23 protein-coding genes are annotated in these 22,419 nt (G+C 53.4%); 11 read left to right on the top strand and 12 right to left on the bottom strand.

From position 1 onward, the window contains the following. Positions 1–172 precede the first annotated feature (172 nt). The 4 genes from K1V27_RS00910 to K1V27_RS00925 form a co-directional block, all read right to left on the bottom strand. On the bottom strand, positions 173–2,260 hold the full coding sequence (locus tag K1V27_RS00910) for a molybdopterin-dependent oxidoreductase (protein WP_258927641.1): 2,088 nt from the start codon (positions 2,258–2,260) through the stop codon (positions 173–175). Positions 2,261–2,913: 653 nt separating this feature from the next. Continuing rightward, positions 2,914–3,339 carry a universal stress protein gene (locus tag K1V27_RS00915; RefSeq protein WP_258927642.1) on the bottom strand — a complete coding sequence of 142 codons (426 nt, stop codon included), beginning with the start codon at positions 3,337–3,339 and terminating at the stop codon, positions 2,914–2,916. Positions 3,340–3,458: 119 nt separating this feature from the next. Beyond that, on the bottom strand, positions 3,459–3,707 hold the full coding sequence (locus K1V27_RS00920; RefSeq protein ID WP_258927643.1) for a DsrE family protein: 249 nt from the start codon (positions 3,705–3,707) through the stop codon (positions 3,459–3,461). 37 nt (positions 3,708–3,744) lie between these two features. Continuing rightward, positions 3,745–4,089, bottom strand: coding sequence for a DsrE family protein (locus tag K1V27_RS00925; RefSeq protein ID WP_258927644.1), 345 nt, complete (start codon positions 4,087–4,089; stop codon positions 3,745–3,747). A gap of 666 nt (positions 4,090–4,755) precedes the next feature. Between K1V27_RS00925 and K1V27_RS00930 the strand changes: the two genes are divergently transcribed. From K1V27_RS00930 to K1V27_RS00970, 9 genes are all read left to right on the top strand, one after another. Then, positions 4,756–5,010: a sulfurtransferase TusA family protein gene (locus K1V27_RS00930; protein WP_258927645.1), complete on the top strand. Its 255-nt coding sequence runs from the start codon at positions 4,756–4,758 to the stop codon at positions 5,008–5,010. A 13-nt stretch (positions 5,011–5,023) separates the two neighbouring features. Beyond that, a complete protein-coding gene (locus K1V27_RS00935; protein ID WP_258927646.1) occupies positions 5,024–5,464 on the top strand; it encodes a hydrogenase iron-sulfur subunit in 441 nt (146 codons plus the stop codon). Between the two features lie 79 nt (positions 5,465–5,543). Next, on the top strand, positions 5,544–6,905 hold the full coding sequence (locus K1V27_RS00940; protein ID WP_258927647.1) for an FAD-dependent oxidoreductase: 1,362 nt from the start codon (positions 5,544–5,546) through the stop codon (positions 6,903–6,905). A 36-nt stretch (positions 6,906–6,941) separates the two neighbouring features. Then, a complete protein-coding gene (locus K1V27_RS00945; protein ID WP_258927648.1) occupies positions 6,942–8,873 on the top strand; it encodes a CoB--CoM heterodisulfide reductase iron-sulfur subunit A family protein in 1,932 nt (643 codons plus the stop codon). 19 nt (positions 8,874–8,892) lie between these two features. Next, complete coding sequence (locus K1V27_RS00950; RefSeq protein ID WP_258927649.1) at positions 8,893–9,189, top strand: hypothetical protein; 297 nt, start codon at positions 8,893–8,895, stop codon at positions 9,187–9,189. Positions 9,190–9,306: 117 nt separating this feature from the next. Continuing rightward, positions 9,307–9,618, top strand: a complete 312-nt coding sequence (locus K1V27_RS00955; RefSeq protein WP_258927650.1) for a 4Fe-4S dicluster domain-containing protein — start codon at positions 9,307–9,309, stop codon at positions 9,616–9,618. After that, on the top strand, positions 9,611–10,537 hold the full coding sequence (locus K1V27_RS00960) for a (Fe-S)-binding protein (protein WP_258927651.1): 927 nt from the start codon (positions 9,611–9,613) through the stop codon (positions 10,535–10,537). The genes K1V27_RS00955 and K1V27_RS00960 overlap by 8 nt, the downstream gene beginning before the upstream one ends. Before the next feature lie 70 nt (positions 10,538–10,607). Continuing rightward, a complete protein-coding gene (locus tag K1V27_RS00965; protein ID WP_258927652.1) occupies positions 10,608–10,976 on the top strand; it encodes a DsrE family protein in 369 nt (122 codons plus the stop codon). A 106-nt stretch (positions 10,977–11,082) separates the two neighbouring features. After that, positions 11,083–12,501, top strand: coding sequence for a sigma-54 interaction domain-containing protein (locus K1V27_RS00970; protein WP_258927653.1), 1,419 nt, complete (start codon positions 11,083–11,085; stop codon positions 12,499–12,501). A gap of 69 nt (positions 12,502–12,570) precedes the next feature. Here the strand turns inward: K1V27_RS00970 and K1V27_RS00975 are convergent, their stop codons facing one another. After that, positions 12,571–13,053, bottom strand: coding sequence for a hypothetical protein (locus tag K1V27_RS00975; protein ID WP_258927654.1), 483 nt, complete (start codon positions 13,051–13,053; stop codon positions 12,571–12,573). A gap of 163 nt (positions 13,054–13,216) precedes the next feature. Between K1V27_RS00975 and K1V27_RS00980 the strand changes: the two genes are divergently transcribed. Continuing rightward, on the top strand, positions 13,217–13,771 hold the full coding sequence (locus K1V27_RS00980; protein WP_258927655.1) for a hypothetical protein: 555 nt from the start codon (positions 13,217–13,219) through the stop codon (positions 13,769–13,771). A 57-nt stretch (positions 13,772–13,828) separates the two neighbouring features. Here K1V27_RS00980 and K1V27_RS00985 read toward each other — a convergent pair whose 3' ends face one another. The 5 genes from K1V27_RS00985 to K1V27_RS01005 form a co-directional block, all read right to left on the bottom strand. Further along, positions 13,829–14,539: a PP2C family protein-serine/threonine phosphatase gene (locus K1V27_RS00985; RefSeq protein WP_258927656.1), complete on the bottom strand. Its 711-nt coding sequence runs from the start codon at positions 14,537–14,539 to the stop codon at positions 13,829–13,831. A 4-nt stretch (positions 14,540–14,543) separates the two neighbouring features. Then, complete coding sequence (locus K1V27_RS00990; RefSeq protein ID WP_258927657.1) at positions 14,544–16,424, bottom strand: bifunctional serine/threonine-protein kinase/formylglycine-generating enzyme family protein; 1,881 nt, start codon at positions 16,422–16,424, stop codon at positions 14,544–14,546. A 72-nt stretch (positions 16,425–16,496) separates the two neighbouring features. Beyond that, the gene (locus K1V27_RS00995) at positions 16,497–17,630 is read right to left on the bottom strand and encodes a formylglycine-generating enzyme family protein (protein WP_258927658.1); all 1,134 of its coding nucleotides are present in this window, start codon (positions 17,628–17,630) and stop codon (positions 16,497–16,499) included. 183 nt (positions 17,631–17,813) lie between these two features. Continuing rightward, complete coding sequence (locus K1V27_RS01000; RefSeq protein ID WP_258927659.1) at positions 17,814–18,815, bottom strand: two-component system sensor histidine kinase NtrB; 1,002 nt, start codon at positions 18,813–18,815, stop codon at positions 17,814–17,816. Positions 18,816–18,853: 38 nt separating this feature from the next. Then, complete coding sequence (locus tag K1V27_RS01005) at positions 18,854–19,888, bottom strand: sensor histidine kinase (protein WP_258927660.1); 1,035 nt, start codon at positions 19,886–19,888, stop codon at positions 18,854–18,856. Positions 19,889–20,365: 477 nt separating this feature from the next. On the opposite strand from K1V27_RS01005, the gene K1V27_RS01010 reads away from it, so the two are divergent. Further along, positions 20,366–20,596: a hypothetical protein gene (locus K1V27_RS01010; protein ID WP_258927661.1), complete on the top strand. Its 231-nt coding sequence runs from the start codon at positions 20,366–20,368 to the stop codon at positions 20,594–20,596. 842 nt (positions 20,597–21,438) lie between these two features. Here the strand turns inward: K1V27_RS01010 and K1V27_RS22605 are convergent. Together K1V27_RS22605 and K1V27_RS22610 are read right to left on the bottom strand one after the other, a co-directional pair. Then, entirely contained in the window at positions 21,439–22,023 is a 585-nt protein-coding gene (locus tag K1V27_RS22605) for a Fic family protein (RefSeq protein WP_353740497.1), read from the bottom strand. A gap of 59 nt (positions 22,024–22,082) precedes the next feature. Further along, a complete protein-coding gene (locus tag K1V27_RS22610) occupies positions 22,083–22,379 on the bottom strand; it encodes a Fic family protein (protein WP_309573992.1) in 297 nt (98 codons plus the stop codon). Between the last annotated feature and the right edge of the window lie 40 nt (positions 22,380–22,419).

A 22,419-nucleotide genomic window follows, 5' to 3' on the forward strand; every position in this document is an offset into this window, starting at 1 on the left:
TACAACCTTCACCAGGTACAGCTCCACGCACTGGGGTGTCCTAAATAAAGCGGGCCTGCAAGGGTGTTGATACAAAGTTGGGAGGAGACTTCAAACAGAGCAATGCTTCTGCTATTGGGCATCTCCATGAAACCACCAGCAAATTTTACCGAGGTCAAGGGGCTTCCCGCCCTCAGGAGAGTTTCCTGACGGTTACAAAGTGTTCCTGCATGGCTATGGCACCACCGGCGGGATCCCATAGATCCAAGCCTTTTGACATGAGGCAGTTGTCCGCCACTCCCTTTCCCAAAGCACGGCTTTCGACTGTCAAAGTATGTCCAAAACCGTGCACCATGAAAACCGCTTCAGGATGGATGAATTCGGTCAGCATCACTTTGATTCGACCAACATATCCATCAGCGGCTATTTCCACTTCTTCGTCGTCGACAATTTTCATTTCCGCTGCAACCGTCTTATTCAACCACAGGACATTCTCAGCCATTTGCTCATTAAGAAGCCGATTGTTTACGGTGTGTCCCTGCGTGTGTACCGGGCAACGACCAAATGCCATGCGAAACATTCCCTCGGGAGGTTTCGCCGGTGCTTCATACGGCTTGAGAGAAGCCAATCCCTGGCCTTCTAGCTTCTCACTGACGACCTCAATCCTCCCGCTCGCGGTCTTGAATTTCAACTCGTGCACTTTGCGATAGACAGGTCCGTCGCTCAAAGGGACCATGCCGGTCGCATCGAAATCCCTCATCGCAACGCCGGTGCCTTCCAACTGGTAATGCCAGATGTCCTCGATGGAATCAAAGGCAAGCGCATTCATGCCCAGTCTCCTGGCCAGACCGGTAAAGATTTCCCAGTCGGCCCGTGAATCAAAGCGCGGCTCTTGGGCTCTCTGGCGCAGGAAAAAATACGGTTTTAGACCGTTCTTGCAGGCCACAATGCTTTCCCGTTCAAGGTAAGGGGATAAGGGCAGCACCACATCGGAAAACCATGCCGTGTCGGACCAGCTGAAGGTGACCGAAAGCATAAAATCCAATTTATTGAAAGTGTTCTTCAAGACGGGCGGATCTGGAAAGCCCATCAGGGGATCATGCCGATAGGCGATGTAAGCCTTGATGGGATAAGGATCCTCGGTCTCAATGGCCTTGAAGGCGAGATGCAGCAATCCTGGACCGGCATCAAAATGTTTGTAGCGCCAGCCGACGCCATCGACTCTTTTCTCTTCCGGCTTGGGGAATAGGTCCGCCAGTTTCTTCAGTCCCTTGCATCCCACGTCAGACGGGCTGTTGGCCACGGCAAGGCCGCCCTTGGCCCCTATGGAGCCCAACAGCGCATTGATGAGATAAATGGAACGGGAGACATAAAAAGAATCCCTGTAGCGTGCGGTCATCCAACCGGGATGCCAGACAACGGCCGGTCTCGCACCGGCCAACTCTTTGACAAAGCTGACCAGGTCATCCGCCGGCACCCCCGTCTCCCCCTCCGCCCATTGCGGAGTGTAAGGTCGAATAAACTCTTGCAGCCGGTTGAAATCCTGCATCCACAGTCGTACAAATTCCTCATCGTACAATTGTTTGTTCAACAGTACATGAATGACAGCCAAATTGAACGCGTAATCCGAACCCGGTCTGACCAGGAAGAAGTTATGAGCTTTGCTCGATGACACCGTTGACCGTATGTCAATGACGCTGAGTTTGCAGCCATCCTCCATGGCGGCTGTGAGGTCATTGACTTCTTTGACATTGATTGCCTCGAAAATGTTCCTGGTCTGCAGGACGACGTGCCTGGCGTTCTTCAGATCGTAGACAACTCCTTTGCGGCCAAATCCGAACAATGAGAGTGCCGCATGTTGAACATTTCTGGCACATGAGGCATCGTGATTGGAGTAATTGGGCGACCCGAGACCCCGAACGAATGCCTGGTGCAGATCACGAAACGGCCCCCCGCGGTCGGAGAAAAGAATACTACGACTGCCGTGCTGCTCGCTCACTTCCCTTAAACGACCGGCTGTGTAGTCCAGTGCTTCATCCCAGGAAACCTCACGCCATTTGCCTTCACCCCGTTTTCCAACTCGAATCAGAGGGAATTGAGGACGTTCATTATCATTGATCAAAGCCAGCCCGGCGGCGCCTCGAGCACAGATCGCCCCTTCGATGCCGGACGCGTAGGGATTGCCCTGGACAAAAGCACAAGAACCATTTTCCACATGCGCCTCAATTGGGCAGCGCACCGTACACATGCCACAAATGCTATAAACCTTTTTAATCGCCATCCTGTTCTCCCAAAGTCTATCATACCCTAACCGGCTTCGATCCCATCGACCCTTGCCCGCTGCTAATTCCGCTTCCAAAACTTGTTGAATATTGTCGGTCACTATGCCACATTTCACATAACGCATTCAGGGCAAAAAATCCACCTCCTTTTCACCATGGATAGTTGATATGCAAAGCAACGGTAGACCTTATGAACGGTGAGCGGGACTCGGAACCGGTGAAAACCTCAAGGCCATAGCGCTCAGGACCCGATGCGGAGATTTTTTTGGCCTGCGCGCTATGTCACTCTTGACATAACCTATAAGCTCGCTTATAAAAGGAACGTCAACTTCATACAATGTTCCACTATTTCAGAAATCGGGCCGAGGTCGGCGGCCCGATTTTTTTTTTGCTCGGTAAGACTGTCAGCCTGCGTTTGTGCCTGACTGCAGAGATTGGCATCTGTCGCGTTATGCTCCATCTTGCCGGGAAGATCTTAGCGCAAAAGACAAATTGAATGAGACATCAGCAAAACTGGCTGGGTTGATCAGGGACGCCGAGCGGTTTTTTGATCTCGACGAACCTTTGACTGCCGGTGTGCATGCGGCAAAGCTCGACAACGCCCTGACCGGCCACAAAAGAAAGCATCAGCAGGCCAAGCCAAAATGCCTGATCAATTCGGGCAGGGAATCAATAGAACAGGACAGGGAGCCGATTCCAAGACGGCCGCTCCGACCGTTCCGATTCGCGAAACAGACTTGCCGCTTGGGCTCTGATGGCAGCCCACAACGATCAAATCCGCCTTGGTCTCGCGAGCCAGCCGGCAGATTTCGGTCGATGGATCGGCCTCCCAGCAGTTGAAGGCAAAATTGCGGAAATCGCCCAGCAACGGCTTCAGTTCTTCTTCAAACTGCTGCTGAGCGGTCTTGGTCAGTTCAATAATCCTTTCTTCTGGAGTTTTTGGATGCATCAATCGGTAGTCGAGCGCGTGAAAGATGAGCAGCCTCGAACCTTGTTCACGAGCCAATTCAACACTTTTTTGCAGAGCAAATCGCCCCACCAGGTTGAACCGCAGCCCAACAAGAATTCGACGGAACATGCTGATGCCTCCTAAAAACTCATGGTTTCGTATTCAGCCATTAAGTCTACCAGAAACGGAGCCCCTTCAATCCGTACCCCCGGAATCATCTCATCGGGGGATAAATACCTGTGGTCCACTCAGGCCTTGCAGGCAAACATATCGGCGCCGTTTTCCATCAAGTAGTCGATGAAAGGTTTCATCTCTTCACCCGTAGACGCTCTGGCCCCTTCAGCCATCCCCAGTTGAGCCCAGTGAATCGCGTCATCAATGAGAAAAACCTTGACCTCATGTTTTTTCTCGAGAGCGACTTTGGCGAACTGGAATGCACGGGTCGCTCTACCGACCTTTTCAAAACCATTGGAAATAATGAAGAGCATCTTTGCCATGTGAGTCACCTCCTTTCATTCAAATTTTTGAGCCACTTCAGATTTTCATGTAAAGAAAGCCCTCTTTCTGCCTCTTGATCAACTCAGCCAAGCCGTTGGGTACAGGCTGCACAAATTCCGGTAGAGAATCGACTCGGATATTGAGGCAACGCAGGGACTCTTCACAAACAACGATGGAATGCCCCGAATTCACGAATTCGGCCATTTGCTCGCGGAGACTTTTGTTACACGCAACACAAACCGCTCCGGCAAATATATCCGCCACAACTATCACCTCGAAGCACTCTCCCTGATCCAGCACCTTCAAGCTGCTCAGCTCATTGAGCAGAGAAACCCATTTGTCGCGGTCTGAAATATGGATCACTATTCGAGTATTCGCCATGCTACACTAAACCTCCAAATCTTTCCTCTGCAATCGGAACAAATCGTGATCAATGGGTTGCCCGCTAACCGAATAGCCACCTGGATCAACCTTAGGCAATTTCAATGCCACCGCCGTTGGTTCTCCTGCTATTCCAGTGTATGCCCGCAAGAGAAACAGGCTCACCGCAACGTGCCACCACCCTCACAGGCAGTGGGGCATGCCCCATCATGCCCAGAGTGTTTAAACACCTATTAACATTTAACAGATCCGTTTGGGCACCTTACAAAGAGCCAAGTTTGCTCGTATAAAAAGGTGAACAACTCAGCCGTCCCAGCCGCTCTTGCATAGGCAACCGAGCAATGTCCACCCATCTCAGGATCATGTGTAGCAACGCTTTGCCGAACTGGAATAAAGACCGGGAGGCAGCTTGCGAAAATATTTGAAACACATGTTGAATTATTTAGCAACCAAATCCCTCTAAGCCATGCAAGTCTTACTCATAAATTTTTTGCGAATAGTGTAACTATTTGTAATTAAAGGAAGAATATTTATCCTCAACGGCGTGGCATCACTTTTGCCCTGTATGCAGCCGACGGCGACAGTCACGACTCGCCTGAAAATCAACAAACGGGACAAAGCAAAGCCATAACCAAACGATCAGACAAACTGAACGAGGAGGCACCAATGAGCACTTTGGATCTCAACAGCATACAAGTCGCAAATAGGGTTGATGCACGTGGAAGCGCCTGCCCTGGCCCTTTGCTTGAAGCAAAAAAGGCCATCGGTAAGGTCAAGGTGGGAGAAGTGTTGGAGATTTTATCCAACGACACCGGCACCCGAAACGACATTCCGGTATGGGCCAACAAGGTGGGACACGAATATCTGGGGTACGCCAGTGTGGACGGGTACGATCGAATCTTTGTATGTCGCAAGAAGTAGGTCGGAATACGCCATGAAAGACACCACAATTCCAGGAAAAATATTGGTATTGGCCACCGAAAGTTGTGCCTATCCAGGAGCGGATGCGGTCGGGCAGGCACACCTCAGCTATCCTGCCAACACTTATGTGCTGCGGGTGCCGTCTCCGGTGTTGTTTCCGGAAAAATTTTACCTGGACTGCTTTGACAAGGGAATATCGGCAATCATCATCATGTCCTGTGGAGTGGAGTGCCCTTATGAAGGCGCCTACGATGCCCTGGCGCAGCGCATAGATCGAGTCTACCAGCTCATGCGCCAGCGCGGTCTTGATGTGCGCCGCCTGCGTCTGACGGCAATCTGTACGGTATGCACTCGGGCATTTGTCAAGGAAGTCAACGCCATGAACGAGCTCATCAAGGAACTGGGACCTCCCGGAACGGAAATCGAGCTGCAGGATGTGGCTCAGAGCGCGTGACCATGACGGGCATGTTTTACGTCGCTTTACCCGTTACATCCAAAAGCTCGCGACAATGCGGGAGCTCAGGAGGAAAACCATGCGTTTGGAAGCAAAGATAGAAGTGGATGCTGTGGTGATTGGTGGTGGGATTGCCGGGCTGCAGACGGCTCTGGACCTTGCCGAGCAAGATTACCTGGTTGTGGTGGTGGAAAAAGACGCTTCGGTTGGTGGGAAAATGATACGTTTGTCCAAGGTCTTCCCGACCCTTGACTGCGCCAGCTGCATCACCACCCCCAAGATGGCCGCCGCCGCACATCATGAAAACATATCGATTCTGACCTACGGCGACCTCAAGAGCCTGGATCGCAGCTCGGATGGTCGCCTTGAGGCAGTAGTTGAAAAGAAGCCCCGTTTCGTTGACGAGGCCAAATGCATCGGTTGCCGCCAGTGCGAATATGATTGTCCGATTTTGGTTGCCGACGAAAACCAGGGAGGCTTTTCAGCGCGCAAGGCCATACACATTCCTTTTTCAAATGCGATTCCCCAGGTGGCCACCCTCGATGTGGACCACTGCATTCTCTGCGGAAGGTGTGAAAAGGTCTGTCCAACTCAGGCCGTCGATTATTTTCAGCAGCCGCAGACAATCAGAATTCATGCAGCGGCGGCTGTCATCGCCACAGGTTTCCAGATGACTTCGCTCCACGACAAACCGCAGTATGGTTCGGGGGAGATCACGAATGTGATCGATGCACTCCAAATGGAGCGACTGCTTGCCCCGCACGGACCTTACAACCGCGTGCTTCGTCCGTCGGACGGCATGGAACCGGATTCCATCGCTTTTGTGCAGTGCGCCGGATCGCGCGACCGCAGCATGGGAGTGCCGTATTGCTCAAGAGTCTGCTGCATGTATGCCATAAAGCAGGCCATGCTCTTGTCGGGGGCTCTGCCCCTTGCCGATATCACCATTTATTACATGGACATCCGAGCATTTGGCAAAAACTACGAACAATTTTTCCAGAATGCTCAGGCGATGGGCATACAGTTTGTCAAGGCCAAGGTGGCCTCTCTCGCCGCAGCAGAAAACGGTGCAGTGGAGGTTTGTTATGAAGACCAGGTGAATGGTGGCGTAACCCGCACCAGCCACGATTTGGTAGTGCTCTCCCTAGGCAAGATCGCCGCATGGAACCCCTTTGGAACTTGTCCGGTGGAAGTCGCTGAGGATGGCTTCATTCGCTCGGTTTCGCCTCGCCTGGCTGCGACCTTGACCAGCATGGAAGGGGTCTTTGCGGCCGGGGCAGCGGCGGGTCCGAAGGACATTGTCGACGCCATCGCGGAAGCCGGCGCAGCGGCCATGAAAGCGGCAAGCTATCTGAGCGCATGCCACAGACCAAAACAGGCGCGATCCGGGGTATCCATCAATGTTAAACCGCAACCCTCCAGGGCTGTGGCGATGGGCTAACCTCAATTTCAGGCGCACCGGCGGGGAGGAACAGAGATGAGAGAGGTACAGATAGATTCTGCTCAACAAGCGCAGGCGGAAGAAAAAAGAGTCGGCGTATACATTTGTCACTGCGGTGGCAACATTTCAGACCACGTCGACGTAGAGGCCCTCTGTGCAAGGGCTGGGCAGGCGCCCGGGGTGGCTGTGGCGCGTACCCACATGTTTATGTGCTCCGATCCGGGACAGGAAATGATCATCAAGGATTTGCAGGAGGGCAAGGTCAACCGCGTGGTCGTAGCCTCATGCGCCCCCAGTCTGCACGAATCCACCTTTCGTGGCACCCTGCAAAGGGCCGGCTTCAATCCTTACCTGTACGAGCACGCTAATATCCGGGAACAGGTGAGCTGGGTGCATCACGGTCGGCCGGCCACGGAAAAAGCAACCGCTCTGGTGGCGGCGGCAGCAGCGAAAGCCGCACGGCTTGAGCCGTTGGAGCCAATACGGATGGACGTAATTCGGCATGCAACAGTGATCGGAGCGGGTGTTGCCGGTCTGCAGGCGGCACTGGATCTGGCCAGTCGCGGTATTCCCGTTGCCCTGATTGAGAAGAGTCCTTTTCTGGGCGGCCATGTGGCCAAGCTGGACAACATCGCACCATCCAATGAAAAAGCATCAGAGCTGCTCACCCGATTGACTCGACAAGTACTCGATCAGCCTGCCATCACTGTTCATACCTGCACTCGAGTGGTTGGCTTTGCAGGCTGCGTCGGCAACTTCACACTCAGGATAAAGGTTGATGGGGAACAAGGTCAAGACGAGGGCAAGAAGCTCCATTCAATGCCAACTAAAACTCCCAGACGAGGGGTTTTTCTCCCGCAATATGGGGTAGTGACCGGGTCCTGCCCGGAAAACCCGGCAGAAGATTCTATTGAAACCGGTGCCGTCATCTTGGCAACGGGCTTCAAGCCTTACCAGCCCATGTTCGGTGAATACGGCTACGGGCGGCACCCTCAGGTAGTTACGCTGCCCGAGGCCATTCAAGCCTTGGCCGGAGAGAATGGATCCCATCCCGTTTGGCACTGGCATGGCCGTCCCATCCGCAATCTGGCCATCATTCACTGTGTGGGAAGCCGCCAGATTCCTGGTGTGCATGAAGCCGCCGAGGGTGCCGCCCTCAATGAGTATTGTTCGCGAACCTGCTGCTCGGCGAGTCTCGGCTTCGCCAATCAAGTTCGAGAAAACTATCCGGTGACACGCGTATTTGAGTTTTACCGCGACATTCGTACCTACGGACGAGGTCAAGAGGAGCTCTATCAGCGTGCATCCAAAAACCGAGTCCTATTTTTCCGCTTTGAAGCACAAGAACCGCCGCGGATTGAATCCAACGGCACGGGCAGCGAAAGCCCTCTGCAAATCACTGTAAAAGACACACTGACCTTCGGAGAAGAAGTCCAGGTTGCTGCAGATCTGGTTGTGCTGGCGGTCGGGATGAAACCGAACGGCATTGACGATCTGGTGGAGATGATGAAACTGCCGGTCGGATCTGACGGATTTCTGCTGGAGGTTCATCCCAAACTGCGTCCGGTGGAGCTGCCAAACTCCGGTCTGCTCCTTGCCGGAACCTGTCAGGCACCAATGGACATAGGGGAAGCGACCAATGCAGCTTCGGCGGCGGCAGTGAAAGCGTCCGGATTGCTCGCCAGAGGATTCGTTGAACTCGATCCGTTCGTGGCGGAGGTGAACCTGGAGCAATGCACCGGCACCGGCGCCTGCGTGGTAGCCTGCCCGCGCGACGGCGCATTGCAGCTGGCGGAGGTTGCAGTGAACGGGAAACCGTTCAAAAAAGCCCAGGTCTCCCCGGCATTCTGCCTGGGCTGTGGCGCCTGTGTTGCAGTGTGCCCGACAAATGCGATCAACATCAAAGGGTGGACCCTCAAACAATATGAAGCAATGGTGGATGCCATTGTCGCCGACTTGGCTGCATGAACTGCGAGGAGATTAACCCATGAGTTCAGCATCACTCAAGAAATTGGAAATCAAGACGGGGCTCAAGCAACTTCGAGAGCTGCGAAAAGAGACAATCACTGCTGCCACAACCAGAATGAAGGAGCAGAAGCAAATCATCAAAGCCATCAAAAACCAGCTTCAGCAGCCCACAACCGTTCCTGCAATTGCCGAAGCTGCGGGCATCCCGCCTCACATGGTGCTGTGGTATGTGGCGGCCTTGAAAAAGTACGGGGAGGTCAAAGAAGTCGATAAGGACGGATGCTATTTCCGCTACTGCAGCATCGAAGCCTCCTGAACTTGGAAGCTTGCTGCCGGACGCACTTGCTACCATCCCGGCTTTGCATCATGCCGATGCAATACCGCCAGGCAGCCGGAACTTCAGAAGTTTTTATTCTGCCAAAGGAGAATTGCCATGATGGCCGTCACACCGGAATTTTTTGAACAGTTGGAACGTTTCGGGGTCGCAAAGACCTTCGAGTGCTTCAATTGCGGGACCTGCGCGGCAATCTGCCCACTCGTCTATGAGCATTTCCCGCGCAAATTGATCCGTTACGCTCAACTGGGAGCGCTCGACCGCATCCTGGAAAATCCCAAGGAACTGTGGCGCTGCCTGCATTGCGGACTGTGCACGCAAACTTGTCCGCGTGAAGCCAACCCGGGGGAATTGATTCTGGGCTTGCGTCGATTCGTCGTCGATCGCTGGAGGAGGTCGCAACATGTTTAATCCGCGCGACATCATTGAGCTCATTGCGCATAATGTCAAAAAATCGAGAAACCCTTTCGGAGTGCCACGGATGATCCTCAATCGCTGGTGGTGGCGAACTCCCCTCGAAAAGAAAGGGGACTCAATACTGTTTACCGGTTTGATGTATCAATCATTGCCGATCATTGCCAAGACCACCGACCAGCTTGCCGCCTTTGAGGACAGCCCCCGGGCCAGATATATTCGTCTCGCCCGCTACATGCCGGGCGCGCTGGCAGGCTTGGGAGCAGCGTTGTTGACGGGAAGAAAAGAACGGCGCCAATCGGATCAAATTTTGAAGAATATCGCCACACTTTTGCAAAAATCAGGGGTTCGCTTCGCTTATCGACCCGACCTCGACCACTACAGCGGCATTCTGCTTTATGACCTGGGCGATCAGGAAACCTTCGTCGAACATGCCCGCTATGTGGCGGGACAACTGAAACATGCCGGCATACGCCGCCTGATCACCGTGGATCCGCACACCACTTACGCTCTGCGCGAGCTCTACCCCAAAGTCACGGGGCATCGATTCGAAGTCAGAGCCTATTTCGAGTTGCTCAACGCCACGGGCGGCAATGGTCAGCGCAAGGTGGCCCTGCACGATCCCTGTTTTTATGGGAGATATTTGGAGCTTTCAGATATTCCCAACCGTCTGCTCAACGGTTTCAACATCGAATGCGTCCCGGTGAAAAATTCGGCAAACTTCACCCATTGCTGCGGCGGGCCTGCCGAAAGCATTTCTCCCAAATTATCCCACGCAGTGGTCATGCGTCGCTTTAAGGAGCTTCAGGCCACGGGCGCGCCAATTGTTGCCATGTGTCCCATATGCCTGGGCAACCTGAAAAAGGTGGGAGCCGATGTGGAAGATCTTTCGATGATCCTGGCGCGGTGCGCTTGAGATGATTTCGGATACGCCGATCAGTTGGACTGTGAATCATTCAACATCGAAAGTATGAAAGGAGATTCCAATGGCGAAAAAGGAGAAGATCATTTACATCCTAACCCATGGCGCAGACGATCCGGAGCGGGCAACCCTGCCGTTTGTGCTGGCCAATGCAGCCCAGGCGATGGATGTCGAGGCGGTGATGGTGTTGCAGGCCGCCGCAGTGTTCTTGGCTACTTCAGGCTGCCTCAGCCACGTTTTCGCGGCAGGGCTGCCCCCCCTCAAACAACTGGTGGATAATTTCATCGAAGAAGGCGGAAAGATTCTAGTCTGTACTCCCTGCATTAAAGAACGTCATATCGAAGAATCGGAGCTCATTCCAGGGATGATCCCGACTGCGGCAGGAGCGCTGGTACTAGAAATCCTGTCGGCCAATTCGACACTAGTCTACTAGTTCCCACCAAGCGTGCGTTTCAATTCAGGGGGGAGTTTGCAGCAGTTGTTGTACTTGGTTGGGTTGCCAACCACCGGCGCTTGAGATATTTTCAACAGGTGTTGCAATGTTTAACAAAAAACTGCTGGACTCCCTCATGAACGAAAAATCCATTCATCGATATTGGAAGGAAATCCTCAACACCATGAACGATGGGCTGGCTGTAATCGGCCCCGACGGCGCCATACTCATGGTCAATCAGGCCCTGGAGAGAATGACCGGCTACAGCCGGGAGGAATTGATCGGAAGCTCCTGTGCTCTTTTCAATTGCGACACCTGCGAAATTGCCCGCTCAACGGGTAAGGGCAAATGGTGCTCCCTGTTCGACCGGGGTTACCTCACCAACAAGCGATGTCTGTTGATGCGCAAAGACGGCAGCTACTTTGTCGCACTAAAAAATGCTTCGGTACTCAAGAACATCGACGGGCAGCTCATTGGGGCCGTAGAGACACTCACCGACATCTCTGAGATAGACAAACGCGACCAGCAAATCGAGCAACTTTCTAAACTCCTCGTCAGTGAAAAGGGTTTCCATGGCATCATCGGCGAGTCTCTGGCCATGCAGAGGGTATTTGAAATCATCGAAAAGGCGGCGCAAAGTGACGCCCCGGTGATTGTCTACGGCGAGAGCGGCACCGGCAAGGAACTGGTAGCGCGCGCTATCCATCAGCTCGGACGCCGCAGGGAAGGCCCCTACATCCAGCTCAACTGTGCGGCCCTCAACGAATCCTTACTGGAAAGCGAACTTTTCGGTCACGTGAAAGGGGCGTTCACCGGAGCCTATAATCATCGCGTGGGTCGCTTTGAAGCGGCCAACGGCGGTGATCTGTTCCTGGATGAAATCGGGGATGTGCCTCTGCCCATTCAGGTGAAATTGCTTCGGGTTTTGGAGAACAAACAGTTTGAACGTGTGGGGGATCATCGCTCCATCTCCGTGGATGTTCGCGTCATCACAGCCACCAATCGCGATTTGCAAAAACTGGTGACGGAGGGCAGGTATCGCGAAGACTTTTTCTTTCGAATCAATGTCATTCCTATCTATTTGCCGCCTTTGCGCGAGCGCATGGAAGACATTCCCCTATTGGTGGAATCCTTCATACGACAGCTTTCGACAAAAACCGGAAAGTCCATAACCGGGATGAGCTCGGAGGCCATGACACAACTCATGAGCTATCAATGGCCGGGTAACGTACGCGAATTGAAAAGCGCTCTGGAATACGCTTTTGTGATCGCTGAACGGGGTCTCATTCAACCCGATCAACTGCCGGCAAGCATTTTTGAGAAGCAGGTGCCATGTGCGCCGGGGGGCGCGGGACACGATCCGGTCTCTTTTTCTCTGAATGAAAAATCAACACTCATTCAAGCTCTCCAGAAGACCAAAGGAAATCAAAGCGAAGCAGCCCGGCTCCTTGGAGTCAGCCGTGTGACTGTGTGGCATCGCATGAAACGCTATGGGGTCGATCTAAAAAAAATTGTCAGATCCTGAAGCTCGCCCGGGAGGCGCGCAACCCCGTAACGGCTGTATGTTTTGAAAGTCATGTCAATTTGCGTCACACTATTTGGGTAACGTTAGCGAGCGCGGCGGAGTGTAATGAAAGCTCTTGCTGAAAGGGATGGCATCACCGGTGCTGGCGGAATGAGCCTGACCCGCATAGGCGAAAGTGAAGGCGCTTGCCCCTTGCGGAAGAGCTAATACTTTGCCAAAATTCAAGGCGCCCGATCGCGATGAGAAATCGGTTTTCGTCAAGAGTTCCATCATATCGAGTCGCTTCCCTGCCCTGTCGAAGAGGACAATCCGCAGATTAAAGTAATCAACGGTGTTGAAGGTGTCCGACACTTGAGCAGTGAAACCGACCTTTCCGGAAACTGTAAGCGTCCCAGCGCTCACACTAAACCGGTACTCAATCACAACGTCCTCTGTCTGCCGGCTGCCGGTCCCTTTACCGAGCGAAAGTTCAATAGGATCCACCTGCTGTGAGGCATGGGCGGCCCCGCCAGCCAAAGGAACGCCGACGATTAGCGAAACCAGAATTAGCATCAGCATCGACTGCAGTACACAGGTCCTGCACAAATCAAGCACCCTCGACATCGCTTTGCCCCTCCCTTCATGCCTGTCCACTCAAAGTCAGCTGGGCACTCGATCGCTACCCCGTTCGATGCTTTTTCCATGAACGGAGGAACGAGCGAGTAGATTTGTCATAATGATGTATTTTGGTCACCATACCTGCTATACAAAAATCGTCAGAAAACAATTTCTTATCACCTTTTTATCACCTCACCTCAGTGGCGTCTTGATTGTTTTGACCTACCCCAAAAAATGGATACAGGAAGCACGGGAAAAAGATGAAGAGGAATACGCCAGCGAAGACGAAGGCTTTGACTGGCGGCAGCGCATTCGAAGCTGTGAAGGCTGGCGGGTTGCACTCTTTGTCGCTGTCGTCATGTATGTGAGCATTGTCGCCACTGCCGTCATGCTGAACTTTTCCTTTGCGCTGCTGGGCGTATTGCCCGAAAGCTCCCGTCAAGTCAAGGAGATCACCCAATTTCAGATCGATTACACCTTTTGGATGAATCTGGCGGCGATTGCCGGCACCGGTGTTCTCTATTATCTTCACAGAAGCCATGTCGAGGCCCAAGGAGGCAGCATGGAGGGAATGGAAGACGGCAAGAAATTCGGCATAAAGCAGCTCGCCGTCGTTATAGCGATCCTTGCCCTGTGCCGCGGGCTGGCATCTTTTCTCCTGCAGCAAGTCTAGCCCTGGTGATTGAACGGCTCCGCCTCCTTAGAAGCTGTCGCACAGTCGCACCCGGTACTAGATCTCCAGGGCAACAAGGGTGATGTTGTCTTTTCCGCCGGCCGCCAGTGCGGCATTCAGCAAAGCATCGAGCTTAGCCTCCAAGCCGAGCTCCGTCTTGACGAGGATTGATGCCAGTCGTTGTTCGGGGACTCGATCGTGCAGACCGTCCGTGGATAAAACCAGCAGGTCTGCACTCTCCAGGGGAAGTATGCCGGTATCCATCTTGAACGGTTCGCGGCCGATACAGCTCAGAAGCACATTCCTCATTGGATGAACCCGAGCTTCTTCTTCTGAAATCTCGCCATCTTGAACCATGATGCCCGGAAAGGTATGGTCGTCGGTGATTTGCACGAGGATTCCTTGCCGCACAAGATACAATCTGCTGTCGCCGACATGCACCCAGGTCGCCGTTTGATCTCTGACCAGCACCGCCGTAAGGGTGGTTCCCATTCCTTCGAGGGCGATCTGCTGCCCTGCCAGGTCCAAAATTTCTCTGTTTGCCTGCTGAGCGAGGTGCGTCAGCTCTTTTTCCAAATCTTTTAATTTTACATCGAAATGCGATAAGTTCCGGCAAACAATCTCTGCTGCCAGCTCTCCACCCGAGTGCCCTCCCATCCCATCCGCCACGGCCAAAAGGATACAGCCCCGGGACGTTTCTTTGACCAGGTATCGGTCCTGGTTATTCGCCCTGGTCAGGCCGACGTGTGTTACGGCAAAGCTTTTCATACGCTCAGTCGGCCTCACCAACGCAACGGAAGCCGACCTTGTCGAAGGCCTCCCAGGGATGGCGCGGCAACGGTGCGGGCAGCACTGCCTGCTCCTTTTTTTGCTTGAAGATTTCCCCAAGGATTACGTATTCAACCTTTTCACCATCTCTTGCGGAAGCATCTTGGGGATGCCTTAGACCCCATTCGCCGATATTGGCATTCAGGCCACGAATGCCCACGGAATTGGGCATGTAAGCCATAACCGGAGTCGGAATCGGTAAAGCCCTTTGCGACTCAAACGAAGGAGAGCCCGGTTCCGCCGGACTCCCGCCCTTTTCTATGGCGTAATACCATTCCACATCCGTCGGCAGTCGCCTGCCGTAGTATTTTGCATAGGCGGCCGCGCCGTATCCCGTCACCCGAAGCACCGGACAGGCCGCGTGATGGGCTGCGCTCACATGGAATCGACCATCCCTGAATTCTATCGGTTCATAACCCGGCTTTACCTGCCCAAGCATCATCCAGATCTCACCTTGTGATTTTACCACCCCGTTTTCCGCCTCTATTTTCGCCAGCATCTGATTCAAGAACTCGACATATTGGTGATTGGTGACAGGGGCCATATCCATGTAAAACGATTCGACTCTGATTTGCCCGGTGCCGCCGGAGACAAAATTTTCAGGCAACATGATCTCCCCTCCGGCAATCAGTTTCAATACGGCCTCGTCCGTTCCCTTGACAGTTGTCGGCAAACTCGGCTTTTGCGGTGCGCGTTCAGGCCTCTCCTCAACCAACCGCTTTCCTTCAAGACTGCTCTCAGGCGCGCCGCCGCTGCCGGGTGCAGAAATTGGGGGAGCCGAAGGAACGCGCTCAACGGGACGCTCATAGACCAGGAAAAAGCCGGCGATGGCCACGAAGACCAGAACAACCCCCAGCACGAGCCATTTGACTGCCTGGAAGGAGCCTTTGTCGGCCGGAACGCGGCTGGTGACGACAATGGGGGGAGTTTCATGCGGAGCTTGCGCCGTGCCGAGCAGGTTGCGAATGGATTGACCGAACTCCTCGACCGAGGAAAGTCGATCTTTCTTTTCTTCCGAAGTGGCTTGTTGGACAAGGGCATCCAGCTGCCGGAAAAACGGCTCTTGGGGATCTTTCAGGCGGGCCTGCTTGAAAGGCATCTGATCCGGACCCATCTTGCCTTCGATCGCTTCATAGAGGATTTTCCCAAGGGCATAGATGTCGGCCCGGTGATCGGTTCTGCGCAGATCCATGAATTGCTCCTGCGGCATATATGGCGGAGTCCCCATGACATGGGCGGAACGGGTGATGGGTTTGGCAATACATGAGCTGGCCAACCCGAAGTCGGCAATTTTGGGCGTGCCGGCGGACAGTAAAACATTTTCCGGCTTGAGATCCCGATGTACGATTCCCCGTTCGTGCAGCGCCCCAACCCCGGCAAGAAGCGGCAGGAAGTAGGCGGTCAGCCATTCGCTGGTTCGATCTTCCTCCGGGTAGAAACCCTCATCGGACATGGTGTCCCGCAGCGTTGCCCCGGGAACGTACTCCATTGCGATATACTCAATCGCCAGTTCTTTTTCGCCGCTTCGAATCGAGGCGGAACCTTGATCGAAGATTTGCAGAACGTTCGGATGAACAATCTGTGCCATGACCTGAACTTCTCTGTGAAATCTATCCAGAGAAATCTCCATTTCTTCGGGATCGCAATCGAAGGACTTCAACCATTCAGGGGAGATGATTTTAATGGCGACATCCCGTTTCAGGTTCAACTGGTGCGCTCGATAAACTTCACCCATTCCTCCTTTTCCGATCAGTTGGAGGATCACCCATTTGCCTTCCAGCACCATTCCCGTATCGAGCGTACCACCACCGGGCGAATCGCTCATTCCAACACTCCGTGCGACCTTGTTCGCACTCATCGTCTACGGGCAGATTTACTCGCCCCCGACTTTGCGGGTCTATTGTTTGACCGCATCACTTACATCCAGTACCGTTCTAAACCCGACCTCGGCAAAACCTTCCCATGGGTAGCGCCGAATGCCGGGGTCACTGCCTTTAGTCTGCTGCAGGGGATGCACCGGTCCCCTCAGCACAACGAACTCAACCTGCCCGTTTCCGCCGGATGAGGACTCTTCGACGCGCACCGCCCACTCGCCAATGTTGGAATTCAAGCCGCGAATGCCATCCTTATCCGGAGCGTACAACACCACCGGCGAGGGAATGGGCAGTTCTTCGCTCTCGGCTTCCCCGACCGCAACCGCGTAAAGCCACTCTGTTTCGGTGGGCAGCCGTTTTCCGTAGAGCTGAGCGTAAGCCTCAGCTCCATAGGCAGTCACACGAAGGACGGCGCAGGCGGCATGATGGACCCCGTTCACCTGGAATCTCCCATCCAGGTATACAATCGGTTCATAGCCGTCTTTAACTTCTCCAAGCAGCAGCCAAATGTTGCCGTCGTTTCTCACGACTCCCCCATAGACCTCGATTTTGTCAAGGACTTTGTTTAAAAACTCCACATATTGATGATTCGTTACCGGCGTTTCGTCCATGTAAAAGGAGTGCTCCACAAACGGCGCCATATCTTTGCCTCGGTCGCGTTGCGACAACGCTTCTGCCGGCGCCGGAACCAGATGCAGAATCATGTCGTCCCGCCATTCAAGAACTGACTGGCTTGCCATCCGCTCGACGACTTTTTGCGACTTGTCAACCCCGGCTTCTTTTTCCGTTTTGGTAGATGTGGATTCAGCTGGTTTGACCGCGGTTTCGCTTGTCCCCCTCTCGCTCGAAGAACCCTGCCCGGCCTGTTCCATCGGCTCGTCGGAAGGGACTGCCTCTGTCTGAGGACCCTGCGATACGCTGCCCTTCTCGTAATGACTATGGGGCAATTCTCCTCCTTCATGGCTGTGGTAGTATTCCCCATGACGATGCCCCGTCTGCTGGACTGCCTCGCCCTGTTCCTGCTGTTCCGCAGATTGTCCACCCGCCGAGCCATGCATATGGCCGTGTCCGCCTTGCATCATAGTCTCTGCCGGCAAGGGTGCAGCGAGCAGAAAAAGCAATATCGCTATGTAAAGAAAGGCATGTCTTTTAACCATGGCCTGTTACCTCCTGGTTCTCTATTCACTCGCATTACCAAAAAACGATGGCCAAAATGGCGGTGAACTTCCCCTGGGATATTGTCCGCCCTTTCGGGTCTGATAGGTTCGTCATATCGTCGCGTTTCGGTCTGCTTGACCTGAAGTACCGCCTCAATTGGATCGACTTGTTTAGCTCCTGCCTCAACATCGTGGCAGCACCACTCTAAATGTCGCTCCCGCCCCTGCTTGATTGTTGGTGAATTCGAGTGTGCCCTGATGGGCCTGGACGATTTTTTTCACAATGGCCAGTCCCAAACCTGTACCTTCTTTTTTGGTGGTAAAAAAGGGATCGTAGATCTTTCCGCCGACGTCCTCGGGAACACCGCAACCGCGATCGATGAATTCGATCGCCACCTCATCGCCTTGCAGCCGGCCCGTGACGGTCACCGTTTCTCCCTCCGGCGAAGCTTGAATGGCATTCATCAACAGATTGACAAAAACCTGCTCAATCCTGCACGGATCGATAAGCACCGCGGGAAGTTCCGGAGAAAGGTCGGTTTTCACCTTAACCTCTTTCTCTCCGGCTCTTTCTTCGACAACCGCCAGGCTCTGCTCAAGCACCCGGCCAATATCGCCTTGGGTGCAATTGAGCTGCAAGGGCTTGGAGAAGGACAGCATGTCTCTAACCATGTTCTCCAGTCGTCGGGTTTCGCCGATGACCACGTCCAGCTTCGCATGAGATGGATCATCCCGTGGCAGGTTCTTCTGCACCAGGCGTGAGAAGCCGCCAATGGCGATCAAAGGGGTTTTCATATCGTGGGCCACCCCGGAGACCGCCTTTCCCATGGCAGCCAGGCTCTCCGATTCCAGCGCCCTCTGATGCTCTGCAGTCTCCCGGTCTTTGAGCATCCCCAAAATCAACGCCACAATGTTGTACAGCGCTATCTCCATCACTTTGCTGAAATCATCGGGCGAAAACCCCTGCCAGTGCCGCACGATAAAAGGAAGGTAGGCGGCACTGATCGCAAGAGAAGTGCAAACCGCCCCCCTGAGGCCGAACCAGAAGCCGGCCAGGATGATGGGCAAAAAGTATATCTCCCGATAAAATATATGGTAATGATGCTCTGTTAGCTGAGTGCCATAGTGCAGAGCACTTATCCCAAGCACCAGCGCTGCAATGAGCAAGATTTTGCCGGATTTCATGTTCACACCTGGAAAACGGCCCTCTCATAAAGCAAACATCACCCGTCCGCCGCACTTTTTGTATGTGCTAACGGCAGAGCCAGTTTGAATGTGCTCCCTTCGCCGGGAGTGCTCTCAACTTCGATCTCCGCCCCTTCGTCGCGCATCACTTTTTGACATGCGGCGAGTCCAAGTCCAGTACCTTTTTCCTTGGTCGTATAAAAAGGAACAAAAATCTTCTGTAAATTCTCGGCAGAAATCCCCGCTCCGCGGTCTTTTACCTCGAGAGTGCAGCGACCGCTGTCATGCTCTGAGCTGATTGTGACAACACCGCCCGGTCTTGAATGCTCAATGGCGTTCCTGGTCAATTCCATGATGACCCATTGAAGGTTTGATGTATTCATTTTTATGAAACAACCGGTGGGCTTCAAATCAAGTACAAGGCCAACCTCTTTCTTTCTGGCCAAGTCTATCAATTCATCGCGTGCCTTTAAAACCACCTCGTTGACCTCAACCACCGGTTGCGCCCGCGCTGCACGATCGGGAGCAAAGCGGGCGGCGGCCTGCTCAAGGGTGGCCAGCCTTTCGATGACTTCCTGAATCCCATCGCGCGCCGCGTTGCATTCTGCAGTGGAACTCAACAGGTTGCGTAAGGTCCGGCGAACATCTTCCAACTCATAAGACATCGCCAAAGAAGCGCGACCGAGTGCAGCCCAGTTTTCGGACTCAATGATCTGCGCCTGACGCGCCTTTTCGCGATCGGAAAGATAACCCATGGTCACCGCCACAATCACGTACACAAAGATCTGCGTCACATTGCCGAAGTTGACCCCCGGCTGAGCCGACCAGGTCATCAGTACATGGGGCAGGTACAGCAAAACGATGATAATTGAAGTGAAAAAACCCGTCCGAAGCCCATAGACAAAACTCACGAGCAGAATCGGGATGAAGTACAAATCCCGATACAGCGTGTGGAAATGGACAAGGGTCTTCATCGTGCTGTAGTGCAAAACCGTGATCACTGCGATCAAACCCCATGCAATGTACCAATCGACCCGCTTGCGCCTGCCGGAGGCATTGTCTGCATGCTTCATTGTTTTAGTCCTCTCTTTACCGGCAACCGCTCAGCCTTATGACCCGCTTCATCGCTGTGAGACTGACAACACCGGAAAGCTGGTATTCGAGAATTCAAGGTTTGTTGTCAATTCATGTTCCTGGATCGCCGACGCGTTTGTATGAACTACCAGGGTAATAGGGATACCGATCTTCTCTATAACGGTGGTCATAATGATGATAATCCTCCCGATAGTTGTCATTTCTATAATAATCATTGGGGGCGAACCTACCACCCGGCTGTCCATATCCATATCCACCGCAACCATAACTATAACCGTTCATGGCACCCGACCGGCCGTGGTGATACCAGGTAGACCCGTGTCCCATTCGACTGGTTCCCTGACCGTGTCCGCCGTTCATGGCCCGGGCCCCGATCGCCAGAAAAAAGAACGTCACTATACCGGAGCAACTTTGGTTTTTCCTGGCACATTTTATGCCTTGCTGGTGGCTATGATTTGGAACTTTTCCACCATATAGCCTTGCTGGGCTGCCTGTTGCTGAGCATCTTTTTGGCGGCAACGTCGATTAGTCTGGCCGACGACCACAAAAGAGACAAAGATCACTTGTTTGCCTATCAACACAAGAAGTATTTAAATGGTTTCAGAAAAGCCATTGGCGGTGAACGTGATGACGGCAACGAAACGACGGTCAGCTGGTTATGGATTGACATGGCTTTTTATGCGTGATTAGGGTTCGATTGTTGGGTGCCCGCTTTAAACTGGAGTCAAAATGGAAGAGAAATTATACAGACTGGCTCAATACTGTATCATTGAACAGGTTAGTGGCGAAATTCGGTGGGAAGCTCATGGAGGCCTTGGATCCCTTAAGAGGGGAAAATGCTTTGTCGAAGGGAATATCCTTTTCATTGGTCCCTGTAACGCAGAAGAGGCCGGCCTTTTAAAGAGGGAATTTCTCGAAAAAGTTCACCAATTGCCTGAATGGGATAAAACCAAATATTATTGCGCCAGGTACTCGATCCATGAGTGCATTAGCGGGAACCGAGATGGGCAAGCGGTAACAATCCGAGCCGGCAAAACGGAAGGCCAACAGCAGATGTCTTCAGTTGCACCCAGGAAGCGAATCGTTGATGATATAATTACCCGGACTCAGAGCCATACAGCAAGATTTCAGGATATTGGCCAAACGATCGCCAAAGGTTTTGCGTCGATTAAATCCAGTTTCCGGAGGGTGAGATTTAGAAGGTAACTCCAGGGCAACTACCTATCTGAGAAATGCAAATCCATTCTGAGGTTAAGGATTTGCAGGTTTTTTTGGGCGAGGAATTCTCCTGACCTTGTTCCTGGCTGGCTCCCCGAGTGCAACCCTCTTCATAACCGTTCTCGTTCTCAGGCAGTTAACTGAAAACCTTCAATATCAACGGGTTATCATAGAGCAGGCCGTTGCCGGTGGGACGGAAGCGGCGTTGAGTCACGTTTCAGGTTTGCTGTGGCTTCAACCTCATGTCACAGCTTGTCACAGTCCTTGTCATAGTATGTCACAGCTATGTGTCACAGCATGACGCAGCAACTCAATCGGATAATTTTCCTGCCAGGATGTAAATTTTGGTCGGATCGGTGGGGCTTGAGGCTTTCTCGATAATCAGGCCCTTGTCCACCATTACCCTGAGGTCTCTTTGTAAGGTGCGGCGGCTGACACGAGAGCTGAGGCGCTCAAAGTCCTGGATACTCACTCGACCATGGACAAGGATATGAGACAGGGCCAAAGCCTGGCGGTCGGAGAGGCTATGCTCCTTGATGATCACATCCTTGCGGATGGCCTGTTCGCCGCGCTCCCTGACCTCGGCAAGCTGAGTGCTCAGGCCATCGACAAAAAATTCCAGCCAGATGGTCATGTCCATGCCGGCTTCCCGTAACCCCTGGATAGCCCGGTAAAAAGCGGGGCGATCCCGGTCGTAGTATTCGCTGATCGTGAACAGTCGCTTGAAGTCGTACCCCGCCCGGTAAAGGTACAGAGTGGATAGCAGGCGGGACGTGCGGCCGTTGCCGTCCAAAAAGGGACGAATATGGACCAGTTGGAACTGGGCAATCCCACTCACCAAAACCGGGTGTGTATCCCCTTCGCTGCTCAAAAAATCCACCAGTTCGGCCATCATGATGGGCACATCGTGTGCCGGGGGCGGCGTGTAAATGGTTTCACCGGTTGCGGAGTTGACTAAAAAATCTGGATTTTCCGGTACTGGCCAGGTGCCGCCGAGCCACCTCTGACCCCTTCTACCAGCCGCTTGTGAATTTCACGGATAAGACCCTCCGTGATCGGATCTCCGCTGGCAAGGTACTCCGAAACGAAATCAAAGGCCTTACGGTAATTCAGAAGTTCTCTGACGTCGTCAGGGTCGGCCTCGGGGACAACATTGCCTGCGAGGAGTCTCTCTGCCTGATCCAAGGTCAGACGTGTGCCTTCGATATGGGTCGTATGATGGGCCTCCAGTATCAGCGCCCGCCGCCCCATCTCCCTCACTCAGTCCTCTGAAAGGGTCGCGGCCTGCAGG

This window comes from Desulfoferrobacter suflitae (assembly GCF_022603395.1).
GTDB lineage: Bacteria > Desulfobacterota > Syntrophobacteria > Syntrophobacterales > Syntrophobacteraceae > Desulfoferrobacter > Desulfoferrobacter suflitae.

Excerpts from the sequence above, each read along its gene's own strand:
- K1V27_RS00975 (WP_258927654.1), bottom strand. The coding sequence starts at position 13,053 with ATGCTAATTCTGGTTTCGCTAATCGTCGGCGTTCCTTTGGCTGGCGGG.
- K1V27_RS00980 (WP_258927655.1), top strand. The coding sequence starts at position 13,217 with ATGATGTATTTTGGTCACCATACCTGCTATACAAAAATCGTCAGAAAA.
- K1V27_RS22605 (WP_353740497.1), bottom strand. The coding sequence starts at position 22,023 with ATGATGGCCGAACTGGTGGATTTTTTGAGCAGCGAAGGGGATACACAC.
- K1V27_RS22610 (WP_309573992.1), bottom strand. The coding sequence starts at position 22,379 with ATGGGGCGGCGGGCGCTGATACTGGAGGCCCATCATACGACCCATATC.
- K1V27_RS00920 (WP_258927643.1), bottom strand. The coding sequence starts at position 3,707 with ATGGCAAAGATGCTCTTCATTATTTCCAATGGTTTTGAAAAGGTCGGT.
- K1V27_RS00985 (WP_258927656.1), bottom strand. The coding sequence starts at position 14,539 with ATGAAAAGCTTTGCCGTAACACACGTCGGCCTGACCAGGGCGAATAAC.
- K1V27_RS00960 (WP_258927651.1), top strand. The coding sequence starts at position 9,611 with ATGTTTAATCCGCGCGACATCATTGAGCTCATTGCGCATAATGTCAAA.
- K1V27_RS00915 (WP_258927642.1), bottom strand. The coding sequence starts at position 3,339 with ATGTTCCGTCGAATTCTTGTTGGGCTGCGGTTCAACCTGGTGGGGCGA.
- K1V27_RS00910 (WP_258927641.1), bottom strand. The coding sequence starts at position 2,260 with ATGGCGATTAAAAAGGTTTATAGCATTTGTGGCATGTGTACGGTGCGC.
- K1V27_RS00935 (WP_258927646.1), top strand. The coding sequence starts at position 5,024 with ATGAAAGACACCACAATTCCAGGAAAAATATTGGTATTGGCCACCGAA.
- K1V27_RS00945 (WP_258927648.1), top strand. The coding sequence starts at position 6,942 with ATGAGAGAGGTACAGATAGATTCTGCTCAACAAGCGCAGGCGGAAGAA.
- K1V27_RS01005 (WP_258927660.1), bottom strand. The coding sequence starts at position 19,888 with ATGAAGCATGCAGACAATGCCTCCGGCAGGCGCAAGCGGGTCGATTGG.
- K1V27_RS01000 (WP_258927659.1), bottom strand. The coding sequence starts at position 18,815 with ATGAAATCCGGCAAAATCTTGCTCATTGCAGCGCTGGTGCTTGGGATA.
- K1V27_RS00955 (WP_258927650.1), top strand. The coding sequence starts at position 9,307 with ATGATGGCCGTCACACCGGAATTTTTTGAACAGTTGGAACGTTTCGGG.
- K1V27_RS00925 (WP_258927644.1), bottom strand. The coding sequence starts at position 4,089 with ATGGCGAATACTCGAATAGTGATCCATATTTCAGACCGCGACAAATGG.
- K1V27_RS00995 (WP_258927658.1), bottom strand. The coding sequence starts at position 17,630 with ATGGTTAAAAGACATGCCTTTCTTTACATAGCGATATTGCTTTTTCTG.
- K1V27_RS00965 (WP_258927652.1), top strand. The coding sequence starts at position 10,608 with ATGGCGAAAAAGGAGAAGATCATTTACATCCTAACCCATGGCGCAGAC.
- K1V27_RS00940 (WP_258927647.1), top strand. The coding sequence starts at position 5,544 with ATGCGTTTGGAAGCAAAGATAGAAGTGGATGCTGTGGTGATTGGTGGT.
- K1V27_RS00950 (WP_258927649.1), top strand. The coding sequence starts at position 8,893 with ATGAGTTCAGCATCACTCAAGAAATTGGAAATCAAGACGGGGCTCAAG.
- K1V27_RS00990 (WP_258927657.1), bottom strand. The coding sequence starts at position 16,424 with ATGAGCGATTCGCCCGGTGGTGGTACGCTCGATACGGGAATGGTGCTG.
- K1V27_RS00930 (WP_258927645.1), top strand. The coding sequence starts at position 4,756 with ATGAGCACTTTGGATCTCAACAGCATACAAGTCGCAAATAGGGTTGAT.
- K1V27_RS00970 (WP_258927653.1), top strand. The coding sequence starts at position 11,083 with ATGTTTAACAAAAAACTGCTGGACTCCCTCATGAACGAAAAATCCATT.